The sequence below is a fragment of the Kitasatospora sp. NPDC057518 genome (assembly GCF_042802075.1).
GTDB lineage: Bacteria > Actinomycetota > Actinomycetes > Streptomycetales > Streptomycetaceae > Kitasatospora.
In genome coordinates this window covers 1-11,650 of sequence record NZ_JBHVEU010000283.1, presented here as the reverse complement: position 1 = coordinate 11,650, position 11,650 = coordinate 1, and the positions used below count along the sequence as shown (strand labels likewise).

Annotated in this window: 9 protein-coding genes and 1 pseudogene; 1 reads left to right on the top strand and 9 read right to left on the bottom strand. The window is 74.4% G+C overall.

Annotation, left to right across the window (positions count from 1 at the left end; genetic code table 11):
* The 9 genes and pseudogenes from ACFU7Z_RS26070 to rimP form a co-directional block, all read right to left on the bottom strand.
* Window positions 1–1,480, bottom strand: a pseudogene (locus ACFU7Z_RS26070) (serine protease); the annotation flags it as partial.
* A gap of 295 nt (window positions 1,481–1,775) precedes the next feature.
* On the bottom strand, window positions 1,776–2,705 hold the full coding sequence (gene truB / locus ACFU7Z_RS26065; protein ID WP_049658666.1) for a tRNA pseudouridine(55) synthase TruB: 930 nt from the start codon (window positions 2,703–2,705) through the stop codon (window positions 1,776–1,778).
* 35 nt (window positions 2,706–2,740) lie between these two features.
* Window positions 2,741–3,844, bottom strand: coding sequence for a bifunctional oligoribonuclease/PAP phosphatase NrnA (locus tag ACFU7Z_RS26060; protein WP_079272940.1), 1,104 nt, complete (start codon window positions 3,842–3,844; stop codon window positions 2,741–2,743).
* Window positions 3,845–3,846: 2 nt separating this feature from the next.
* On the bottom strand, window positions 3,847–4,287 hold the full coding sequence (rbfA, locus tag ACFU7Z_RS26055) for a 30S ribosome-binding factor RbfA (RefSeq protein ID WP_049658664.1): 441 nt from the start codon (window positions 4,285–4,287) through the stop codon (window positions 3,847–3,849).
* A 153-nt stretch (window positions 4,288–4,440) separates the two neighbouring features.
* A complete protein-coding gene (locus ACFU7Z_RS26050; RefSeq protein ID WP_380780013.1) occupies window positions 4,441–4,737 on the bottom strand; it encodes a DUF503 domain-containing protein in 297 nt (98 codons plus the stop codon).
* A 148-nt stretch (window positions 4,738–4,885) separates the two neighbouring features.
* On the bottom strand, window positions 4,886–8,029 hold the full coding sequence (gene infB / locus ACFU7Z_RS26045; protein WP_074006404.1) for a translation initiation factor IF-2: 3,144 nt from the start codon (window positions 8,027–8,029) through the stop codon (window positions 4,886–4,888).
* Between the two features lie 229 nt (window positions 8,030–8,258).
* The gene (locus ACFU7Z_RS26040; RefSeq protein ID WP_074006403.1) at window positions 8,259–8,552 is read right to left on the bottom strand and encodes a YlxR family protein; all 294 of its coding nucleotides are present in this window, start codon (window positions 8,550–8,552) and stop codon (window positions 8,259–8,261) included.
* Window positions 8,553–8,628: 76 nt separating this feature from the next.
* On the bottom strand, window positions 8,629–9,630 hold the full coding sequence (gene nusA, locus ACFU7Z_RS26035) for a transcription termination factor NusA (RefSeq protein ID WP_049659751.1): 1,002 nt from the start codon (window positions 9,628–9,630) through the stop codon (window positions 8,629–8,631).
* Between the two features lie 55 nt (window positions 9,631–9,685).
* A complete protein-coding gene (rimP, locus tag ACFU7Z_RS26030) occupies window positions 9,686–10,222 on the bottom strand; it encodes a ribosome maturation factor RimP (protein WP_074006402.1) in 537 nt (178 codons plus the stop codon).
* A 284-nt stretch (window positions 10,223–10,506) separates the two neighbouring features.
* Between rimP and ACFU7Z_RS26025 the strand changes: the two genes are divergently transcribed.
* Window positions 10,507–11,448: a ferritin-like domain-containing protein gene (locus ACFU7Z_RS26025; RefSeq protein ID WP_380780011.1), complete on the top strand. Its 942-nt coding sequence runs from the start codon at window positions 10,507–10,509 to the stop codon at window positions 11,446–11,448.
* Window positions 11,449–11,650: the final 202 nt, after the last annotated feature.

The window sequence follows — 11,650 nt, the reverse complement described above, 5'->3', positions numbered from 1 at the left end:
AGACAGGCCGCACCGCGCCCCGGCGGTGGGCGCCCGGGCGGCGCGGCCGGCCGTCCTCGGCCAGCCGCTGGGCCACCCGCAGGCAGCGCAGGTCCAGGAAGGCGTCGAACAGCTCGCCGCGGCGCACCGGCCCGTCGCGCAGCCCCTGGGCCCACAGCTCCCCGGCCAGCCGGACGGCCAGCGGGTGCCCGCCGTCCCCGGCGGCGGCCGGGTCACCCGGCGGCAGCCCGTACCGGCGGCGCACCCGCTCGGCCGCCTCGGGGGGCAGCGGGCCGAGCCGCTGCCCGGCCAGGCTCGGCCCGTCCGGGCCGCGGCCGTCCATCCGTACGGTGGGGGCGCTGCCCAGATCGCCGTCCGGGTGCGGTTCGGCGGTACGGCGGGGGCCGGGCGTGCCGCTCCCCCAGGTCTCGGCCGCGAGCCGCTCCCAGAGCTCCTCGCCGCAGGCGGTGACCAGCCGGGCGCCGCAGCCGGTCAGCCACTGGCCGGCGCCGCGCAGCCAGCGCGCGTCCACCGCCAGCGGGGCCTCCTCGGGGCCGTCCAGGACCACCAGCAGGGGCCGTCCCGCCGCCGCGCACAGCGCCGCCACCGGCTCCGGCGCGGGCGCCGGGGTGCCGAGTCCGGCCGCGGCGGCGGCCAGCACCCGCTCCAGCGGCTCGGCGAGCGAGCGGTCCCCGGCCCGCAGGTCGGCGCCGCGCAGCCAGAGGGTGGGCAGCGGGTGGGCGCCGCCGTGCCGGCGGGCGGCCAGCGCGGCCAGTTCGGTGGTGCGTCCGCTGCCGGGGGCGCCGACCAGCGCGGTGACGGTCGCGGCCGGCTCGTCCCCGGCGAGGCCGTCCGGCCGGTCCACCCGGTCGGCGGCCAGGTCGGCCACCCGGGCCGGCCCGGCACCGGCGGCCGTCACCTGGGCGGCGGTCAGCCGCAGCACCCCGGCCAGGTTGAGCGCCGGGCCGTAGCCGGGCACCGCCGCCGCGTTGCTCGCCAGCAGCCCGGCCAGCGCCCCGGCGGCCGCCGTCCCGCCCACGGGGCCCGCTCCCACCGCCACGGCCGGCAGCGCCCCGCCGTGCCGGGGGTCGCGCAGGGCGGGCGCGGCCAGCGCGACCACCGCCCCGCTGCGGGCGTCCAGCACCGGCGAGCCGGCCGGCACCGCGACCCCGCCGACCACCGGCACGTCCAGCAGCAGCACCCCGCCCAGCCGGTGCCCGCCGTACACCACGCCGGTGACCCCGAGCAGCCCGCAGCGCAGCGCGACCACCCGGCCGTCCTCCCCCGCCAGCGCGGGCAGCAGCACCTCGTGCCCGGCCGCGACGGCGGCCAGCGGCAGCGGCGGCACCGGCAGCCCGCCGACCGCCTCGGTGCGCAGCAGGGCGAGCCCGTGCCCGGGCAACGGCAGCACGGCGTCCGGGCCGAGCACCCTGGTCTGCCCGCCGGGGGTGTGCAGGACGACCCGGTCCAGTCCGGCCACGCTCTCGTGTGCCGTCAGCACGCCCCCCTGCGGGTCGACGACGAACCCTAAGCCGTGCAGCCGCCCGTTGAGGTCGCGGATCCGCAGCAGGTACCGCCCCGGATCGCCCTCCAGAAACCCCGGCATCCCATGCCCCCTCGACCGTCGCTCGCCCGCCGCCCGGAGCCTGCCCGCGCGGGAGGCGGTCCGACCGCGCCCGCGCCGCTCACCACGGGCGTTCACTCCGCGCGCTCCCTCGTGCGGGTGAAAGGGGGTCCGGGAACGGGAAAGCCCCCGTCGGGACGATTCCCGACGGGGGCTCCGAACAGCGGGGGCGTCAGCCGACGAAGACCGCGACCGGCTTCGCCTGCCCGCCCTTCTCCTCGACCAGCGCGAGGAAGCGCCCGTCCGGCCCGAACACCGCGATCGGCCCGTCCACGCCCATCCCGGGCGCCTTCAGCCGGGCGCCGTGCGACAGCTTCTCCGCCGAGGCCTCGTCCAGGTCCCAGCGCGGGAAGGCGGCCGCCGCGGCCTCGCCGATCGGCAGCACCTCGAGACCCTTGGCGGACTCGCCGGTGACGTCGGCCTCCAGCTGCTCCAGGGTGCGCGCCGACTCCACCCCGTACGGCCCGACCCTGGTGCGCCGCAGCGCGGTCAGGTGCCCGCCGACGCCCAGCCCGGCGCCCAGGTCCCGGGCCAGGGCCCGGATGTAGGTGCCGGAGGAACACTCGACGGTGACGTCCAGGTCGATCACCGGCGTGCCGTCCTCGGCGACCGCCGCGCGCTGCCCGTGCACGGTGAAGGAGTGGATCGTGGTCGGCCGGGCCGCGAGCTCGAAGTCCTCGCCCTCGCGCACCCGCGCGTACGAGCGCTTGCCGTCGATCTTGATCGCGCTGACCTTGGACGGCACCTGCATGATCTCGCCGGTGAGCGCCGCGATCCCGGCGTCGATCGCCTCCCGGGTGACGGCGTCGGCCGGGGCCGAGGCGGTGACCTCGCCCTCGCGGTCGTCGGTGACGGTGGTCTGGCCGAGCCGGATGGTCGCCTCGTAGGTCTTGGCGGTGAGCATCAGGTGGCCGAGCAGCCGGGTGGCCCGCTCGACGCCGATCACCAGGACGCCGGTGGCCATCGGGTCCAGGGTGCCGGCGTGCCCGACCTTCCGGGTCCCGGCCAGCCACCGCAGCTTGGCGACGACCCCGTGCGACGTGATGCCCTCAGGCTTGTCGACGATCACCAGGCCGTCCGGGCCGGTGCCTTTGCGCTTCATCGGGTTCTTTCTCTCAACAACAACAGCAGAGATGATCAACGTACCGGTCGCAGGGCGCCCCGGAACCGCTCGACCACCGCGGCCACGTCCTGCCGGACGCTGAATCCGGCCGCGAAGACGTGCCCCCCGCCGCCCAGTTCGGCACAGGCCGCGGCGACGTCCACCGCGCCCTTGGAACGCGAGGAGCCGCGCAGCGTGCCGTCCGGGTCCTGCTTGAGCACCAGCGCCACCTCGGCCTCGGCCGGGCGGCGCAGGATGTCGATCAGCCCCTCGATCTCCTCGACCGTGACGCTGAACAGCGCGAGGTCCTGGTACGGCACCCAGGTCCACACCAGGCCCAGCCCGTCCGCCGCCTCCGGCTCGTAGACGGCCCGGTCGAGCGCGCCCGCGAGCACCTTGAGGTAGCCGAAGGAGGAGGTGTCCCACAGCTGCCGGGCGATCAGGTCGTGCCGGATGCCGGTGGCCAGCAGCCGGGCGGCCAGCTCGTGGGTGGCGGGCGTGGTGGCCCGGTACTTGAACGAACCGGTGTCGGTGGCGACACCGGTGTAGAGGCAGGTGGCCAGCTCCTGGTCCAGCTCCACGCCGAGCCGGCGCAGCAGTTCGTCGACCAGCACGGCGGTGGCCGGCGCGGTCGGGTCGATCAGCTGGTGGGTGCCGAAGCCCGGGTTGGAGGCGTGGTGGTCGAGCACCACCAGGACGGGCGCGGCGAAGGCCTTGGCGTGCAGCAGGCCGAGCCTGCTCTCCGCGGCCACGTCGAAGCAGAGCACCAGTTCCGGCACGTCCGGCACCTCGACGGCCGGCACGATCAGCTCCTGGCCGGGCAGGAAGGCCAGCGACTCGGGCACGACCTGCGGGTCGTCGCCGAAGGAGACCCGCACCTGCTTGCCGAGCGCGCGCAGCGCCAGCGCCGCCGCCAGCGAGGAGCCCAGCGCGTCGCCGTCCGGGCAGATGTGGCAGATCAGGTCGATCGAACGGGCCCGCCCGATCTCCGCCACCACCTGCTGCCAGAGCAGCTCGAACCCGCTCTCCTCGGCGCGCGGGCCCGGAAGCGCCACGAGGGCACCCTCCACCGTGCTGGTGGAGGACGCCCCCGTGGTCGATCCGGCTCGCGAGGCGGCCTGCGCCGGCTCACCCGCCATGACTACTCGTCCTCGTCGTCACGCTCGGCCGCCGGAACCCGGTACGGGTCCGCCTCGCCGGCGTAGCTCGCCCCCGCGGCCCGGGTGCGCACGGCGGCGTCCGAGTTGCGGGCCCGGTCGAGCAGGTCGTCGATGTTCCGGGCGTTGTCCGGCAGCGCGTCCGCGACGAAGGTCAGCGTCGGGGTGAAGCGCACCCCGATCTTGCCGACCTCGGAGCGGATCACGCCCTTGGCGCTCTCCAGCGCGGCCGCGGTGGCCTCGCGCTCGGTCTCGTCACCGAAGACGGTGTAGAAGACGGTGGCCTCGCGCAGGTCCCCGGTCACCCGGGTGTCGGTGATGGTCACGAACCCCAGTCGGGGATCCTTGATCCGCCGCTCCAGGGTCTGGGCGACGACCACCTGGATGCGGTCGGCGAGCTTGCGCGCCCTAGCGGTGTCGGTCACGTTGCCTCCTCGTGCAATGGGCCCGGTACCCGGGAGAACTGCGCACCCGTCGGGGCCCACGCCCCAAAGTACCGGCCCGCGCCCGGCCTTGCGGGCGCTCTCGGTCCTGATCCGTGTGAGAACGGCGACTTCCGTCGGCCGGCTCCACGGTCCTCATTCGTCGTCGTCGTTGTGGTACCGCCGCCTCGCGGAGAGGAGCTGTACCTCGGGGCGGCCGGCGACCAACCGCTCACAGCTGTCCAGGACCTCGGCGACGTACCCGGCTTCGCCGGAGACCACCGCGAGGCCGATCTCGGCCCGGCGGTGCAGGTCCTGGTTCCCGGTCTCGGCAGCGCACACGCTGTACTTGCGCTGCAGTTCGGCCACGATGGGCCGCACGATCGAACGCTTCTCCTTGAGCGAGTGGACGTCGCCCAGCAGCAGGTCGAAGGTGAGTGTTCCCACGAACATGTATGACAGGTCTCGCCGACCTGGAAGGCCTCGGGGAGCAGCCCGGAAACGGGCTGGCGCCACTGTGTGACTACCCCGGACCCTACACAGCGAGACCGGGGCCGGTCGACGGAAATACCACCCGTCGACCGGCCCCGGCTGACACCGACTAGGCGCGCGGCTTCTCACGCATCTCGTAGGTCTCGATGATGTCCTCGACCTTGATGTCGTTGAACGACCCCAGGGTGACACCGGCCTCGAAGCCCTCGCGGACCTCGGTCGCGTCGTCCTTGAAGCGGCGCAGACCCTCGATGGTGAGGCTCTCCGCCACGACCTTGCCGTCGCGGATGAGGCGGGCCTTGGCGTTGCGGCGGATGATGCCGTCGCGGACCAGGACACCGGCGATGTTGCCGAACTTGGAGGAGCGGAAGACCTCGCGGATCTCCGCGGCGCCGAGGCGCACCTCCTCGTACTCCGGCTTGAGCATGCCCTTGAGGGCGTTCTCGATCTCCTCGATCGCCTGGTAGATGACCGAGTAGTACCGGACGTCCACGCCTTCCTTGTCGGCCGCGGCGCGCGCACGGCCTTCGGCGCGCACGTTGAAGCCGATGATGATGGCGTCCGAGCCCATCGCCAGGTCCACGTCGGACTCGGTGATGGCACCCACACCGCGGTGCAGGACCCGGAGCTCGACCTCCTCGCCCACGTCCAGCTTGACGAGGGCGTCCTCGAGGGCCTCGACCGAACCGGAGACGTCACCCTTGATGATGAGGTTGAGCTGCTCGATGGAGCCGGCGGCGATGGCCTTGTCCAGGTCCTCCAGGGACACCCGGACCCGACGCTGCGCGAAGGCGGCGTTGCGGTCGCGGGCCGAGCGCTTCTCGGCGATCTGACGGGCGGTACGGTCCTCGTCGACGACGATGAAGCTGTCGCCGGCGCGGGGCACCGAGGTCAGACCGAGCAGCAGCACCGGACGGGACGGGCCCGCCTCGGCGAGGTTGTTGCCGTTCTCGTCCAGCATGGCGCGGACGCGGCCGTAGGCGTCGCCCACGACGATCGAGTCACCGACGCGGAGGGTACCGCGCTGGACCAGGACGGTCGCCATGGCGCCGCGGCCCTTGTCCAGGTGGGCTTCGATCGCAATACCCTGCGCGTCCTGCTCGGGGTTGGCCCGCAGGTCCAGCGAGGCGTCCGCGGTCAGGACCACGGCCTCCAGCAGCTGGTCGATGTTCAGGCCCTGGCGCGCGGAGATGTCGACGAACATGGTGTCGCCGCCGTACTCCTCGGCCACCAGGCCGAACTCGGTCAGCTGACCGCGGACCTTGGTCGGGTCGGCGCCCTCGACGTCGATCTTGTTGACCGCGACCACGATCGGCACACCCGCGGCCTTGGCGTGGTTCAGCGCCTCGACCGTCTGCGGCATGACACCGTCGTTGGCCGCGACCACCAGGATCGCGATGTCGGTGGACTTGGCACCACGGGCACGCATGGCGGAGAACGCCTCGTGACCCGGGGTGTCGAGGAAGGTGATCGGGCGCTCTTCGCCGTTCACCATCGTCGCCACCTGGTAGGCACCGATGTGCTGGGTGATGCCACCGGCCTCGCCGGCCACCACGTTGGACTTGCGGATCGCGTCCAGCAGGCGGGTCTTACCGTGGTCGACGTGACCCATGACGGTGACGACCGGCGGGCGCGGGGCCAGCTGGTCCTCGTCGCCCTCGTTGGCACCGAAGTCGATGTCGAACGACTCCAGCAGCTCGCGGTCCTCGTCGTCCCGGCTGACGATCTCCAGCTGGAAGCCCATCTCGCCGGCCAGCAGCTCGAGGGTCGCGTCGGAGACCGACTGGGTCGCGGTGACCATCTCACCGAGGTTGAACATGACGGAGACGAGCGCGGCCGGGTTGGCGTTGATCTTCTCCGCGAAGTCCATCAGCGAGGCGCCGCTCGACAGGCGAACGGTCTGGCCGTTGCCGCGAGGCAGCATCACACCGCCGACGGACGGGGCCTGCATGGCCTCGTACTCCTGGCGCTTCGCCCGCTTCGACTTGCGACCGCGAGCCGGGCGACCGCCCGGGCCACGACCGAAGGCACCCTGCGTGCCACCACGGGCACCCGGGCCACCGGGACGACCGCCGAAGCCGCCGGGACGGGGGCCGAAGCCGCCGCCACCACCGGGGGCGCCGCCACCCGGACGCGGACCGCCGAAGCCGCCGCCACCGGCCGGACGCGAGCCCGGACCGGCCGGACGACCCTGGAAGCCGGGACGGGCACCGCCGGCGCCGCCCGGACCACCCGGACGGCCACCGGGGCCACCGGGACCACGGCCACCGGGGCCCGGACGCGGGCCGGCCGGACGCTGCGGCATCATGCCCGGGTTCGGGCGCGGCATGCCGGACGGGGACGGCGCGCCGGGGCGCGGACCGGCCGGACGCGGCATGCCGTCGGGACGCGGGGCGCCACCCGGACGGGGGGCACCGGCACCCGGGGCACCGGCGGGACGCGGACGGTCGCCACCGGGACGCGGCGCACCGGCACCCGGAGCGCCGGCGGGACGCGGACGGTCGCCACCGGGACGCGGCGCACCGGCACCCGGGGCACCGGCGGGACGCGGACGGTCGCCGCCCGGACGCGGACGGTCGCCACCCTGGGCACCACCCGGACGCGGAGCACCGCCCTGACCACCCTGACGGCGGTCGCCGGGGCGGCCCATGCCGGTGGCGCTACCCGAGGTGAACGGGTTGTTGCCCGGACGCGGACCGGCCGGACGCGGGCCCGGACGGGCACCGCCGGAGGCCTGGCCACCACTCGGGCGCGGGGCCTGGGCGGCGGGACGCGGGGCCTCGGCCGGAGCCGGCGAGGAGAACTCGGCCGCGGGCGCGGCCGGAGCCGCCGGAGCGGCGGGACGCGCGGCCGGACGCGGGCCCGGAGTCGGCGCGCCCGGCTTCGGGGCACCCGCTCCGGCCGCGGGGGCCGCAGGGGCGGCGGCCGGCGCGGAAGGCGCGGCGGCAGCCGGGGTCGGACGGGGACCAGGGGTCGCGCTGGGGCGCGGACCCGGGGTCGGAGCGCCCGGCTTCGGGGCACCCGAGCCGGCCGCGGGGGAGGGCGCCGCGGGCTTCCGCGGGCCCGGCTTGGCAGCGGAACCACCACCGGTGGGGGCCACACCAAGCGCGTCAGTCAACTTGCGTACGACCGGCGCCTCGATCGTCGAGGACGCCGAACGGACGAACTCGCCGAGCTCGGTGAGCTTGGCCATGACGGCCTTGCTCTCCAAGCCAAGCTCCTTGGCGAGTTCATAAACCCGGACCTTAGCCACTTCACTCCTGTCTATGAGTCCGGGGGTCTCGTCCGCCGGACTGTCGCTACTTCATGGGCGTACCCATCGCGTACTCATCGCGTACTCATCGAGAGCTCATCGCAATCTCGACCTACTTCCACATCGCGAGGTACCTGACTGGTGGCACGGCGCGCGGCTGCCCGAGCGCTGTGCTTGTTGCGGTGGTTCTCCGCCGCGCGAGCGGCGAGTGTCGCGGGAGGCCGCCCGGCTAGGGGGCTCCGCCCACCAGCTCCCCGATGAACCCGCGGAGCCGCTCGGTGTCGAGCGCGCCCTGGAGCCGGAAGGCCCGGGGGAACGCCCGACGGCGGACCGCGAGGTCGAGGCAGGCCGGATCGGGGTGCAGGTGAGCTCCCCGGCCCGGGAGTGCGCCGCGGGGATCAGGGACGCACTCGCCCTCGACCGCCGTGACACGCAACAGCTGGTGCTTGGCCGCTCGCTTGCGGCAGCCCACGCAGGTGCGTTCCGGGCGTGCTCGGACATGCGTCCGGCCAGACGAAGGCAAGTCTACCCCTCCGAAGCGACATGGCGCCGCCCCGCCGATCCCGGAGGACCGGCAGGGGCGCACACGACAACGATGATTACCGGGCCTGCGATTCCTCGGCGGGGACCTCGGTGTCCGGCCGGATGTCGATCCGCCACCCGGTCAGGCGCGCGGCCAGGCGGGCGTTCTGCCCCTCCTTGCCGATCGCCAGCGACAGCTGGTAGTCCGGCACGATCACCCGGGCGGAACGCTGGGCGGCGTCCACGATCTCCACGCTGGTCACCCGTGCGGGCGACAGGGCGGCGGCCACCATCTCCCGGGGGTCCTCGGACCAGTCGACGATGTCGATCTTCTCGCCGTGCAGCTCGCCCATCACGGCGCGCACCCGGGAGCCCATCGGGCCGATGCAGGCGCCCTTGGCGTTCAGGCCCTGGCGGCGCGACCAGACCGCGATCTTGGTCCGGTGGCCGGCCTCACGGGCGATCGCCGCGATCTCCACGCTGCCGTCCGCGATCTCCGGGACCTCCAGCGCGAACAGCTTCTTCACCAGGCTGGGGTGGGTGCGCGACAGCGTCACCGAGGCCCCGCGCACGCCGCGGCGCACGGCCACCACGTAGCACTTCAGGCGGGTGCCGTGCCGGTAGTCCTCGCCCGGGACCTGCTCCTGCGGCGGCAGGATGGCCTCCAGCTTGCCGATGTCGACCAGCACGTTCTTCGGGTCGTTGCCCTGCTGGACGACACCGGTGACGATGTCGCCCTCCTTGCCCGCGTACTCGCCGAAGGTCTGGTCGTCCGCGGCGTCGCGCAGGCGCTGCATCATCACCTGGATGCCGATGCTGGACGCGATCCGGCCGAAGCCGCTCGGGGTGTCGTCGAACTCCTTCGGCTCGACGCCCTCGTCCAGCTCCGCCGGGTCCTCCATCGCCCACACGGTGACGTGGCCGCTCTTGCGGTCCAGGTTCACCCGGGCCCGCCGGCGCGAGCCCTCGGTGCGGTGGTACGCGGTGAGGAGGGCGGACTCGATGGACTCGACCAGCAGGTCGAAGGGGATGTTCTTCTCGTTGACCAGCGTGCGCAGGGCACTCATGTCGATGTCCACGGCTACGCCTCCTCGTCTTTCGTCACGTTCGTCATGGTCGTACGGCACCGGGGGTTCACTCGGCGCCGTCCTCCCCCTCGTCGAAGTCCGCGGCCTCGTCCAGGAGCTCGTCGTCCTTGCGGTTGAACTCGACCTGGACGCGCGCCCGGGCCACCTCCGCGTACGCCAGACGGCGCTCCTTCGGACGGCCGCGTCCCTTCACCGGCTGCACCTCGACCAGTGCGCCGTCCTCGTCGGCCTCCAGCACCCGGGCGACGATCTCCCCGCCGTCCTCCAGGTGGATCTTGGCCAGCCGACCCTCGGCGCGCTGCCAGTGCCGGGGCAGGACCAGCGGACGCTCCGCACCCGGCGAGCCGACCTCCAGCAGGTACGCGTCGTCCCCCATCAGGTCCGACTCGTCCAGGGCCTCACCGACCACCCGGCTGAACTCGGCGATGGCGTCCATGTCCACGCCGCCGTCGGTGTCGACGTCGATCTGCACCTGCCGACGGCTGCCCGCCCGGGTGACCCTGACGTCCTCCAGATCCAGTCCGGCCTGCTCGGCCAGCGGCTCCAGCAACGCTCGCAGCCGGTCGGTGTGGGTGGTGCTCATCCGGGTGGACTCCTCGGCCGCGTCTGCTGTTGTCAGAAGGTCGCCCCGCGCCCCCGGTGTGCCACACCGGGTCACGGCAGCTCGGCCCAAAGCCTATCCGGTCAAGCCCCCAACCACCGATTCCGGACCTCCGCCGACCACGCCCACGCCACCCACTGCGAGCAAGCTCACACCCGGCACGGCATCCCCGAACCGCACCCGGGAACGTGGGGATTCTGTAATCATTCACGCCAACGAGGGCAGGCGGGGAGGCCGTCCTCCCGTACCCGCCCGGAGTGATCCCGATGCAGCCGCCCAGCCGACGGACCTTCCTGGCCCTCGGACTGCTCACCACCCTCACCGCCTGCACCGCCGACCCCCACGGCGCCCACCCGGCCGGCCCCACCCCACCCCGCGACCTCGACACCCCGGCCCGCCTGCGCGCGATCGCCGACACCGACCTCCTGCTCGGCGCCTACGACAGCCTGCTCACCGCCCCGGGCGCCCAGACCGCCCTGCTCCAACCGCTGCGCGACGACACCGCCCGGCACCGCGCCGCCCTCGCCCAGGGCCTGCCGAGCGCGAGCCCCTCCCCCACCGGCACCCCGTCCCGCGCCCTCCCCACCCTCCCCGAGCTGGCCCTCATCGAGCACCGGACCGCCGAGTCCCACCTCCAGGGCCTCGACGAGGTCAGCCCGCCCCTCGCCCGCCTGCTCGCCTCCGTCTCCGCCGGCAACGCCCTGCACGCCGCGGCCCTCGGCGACCAGACCCCCGTCAAAACCCCCGACGGCACCACCACCGCCGGCAGCACCACCGAACGCGCCGCCGACGCCAACGCCGCCGTCCCCGCCCTCCAAGCCGCCCTCAGCGCCGAACACGCCGCCGTCTACGGCTACGGCGTGGTCGGCGCCCACCTCCCCGACGACCCCCAGCGCACCGCCGCCCGCACCACCCACGCCGCCCACCAGGCCCAACGCGACGCCTGGCAACGCCTCCTCACCTCCGTCACCGCCGCCCCCACCCCCGCCGCCGCCGGCTACCAGCTCCCCTTCCCCGTCACCTCCCCCACCGACGCCACCAAACTCGCCGTCCACCTGGAAACCCGCCTGACCACCACCTACGCCGACCTGCTCCTCACCCTCCCCACCCCCTACCGCCCCTTCGCCGCCACCGCCCTCCGCGAAGCCACCCTCCGCGCCCACACCTGGGGCGCCCCCACCCCCGCCCTCCCGGGCATCCCCACCTGACACCCCCTTCTGGCACCCCCCTCAGCGGGCGCGCCGGGCAACGCCCACGCGCCCGCCCCCTCAGCCCCCCACCTCCCCCACCCCCACCCACCCGCCCCTCCCCTCTAGCGAGAGGGACGCGCTGCGGGAGGGGGTGGCGCAGGGGGTGGCCGCGGAGAGGGGCGTGACGGGTGATTTTCAGACTGCCGACGGCCTGAACGCC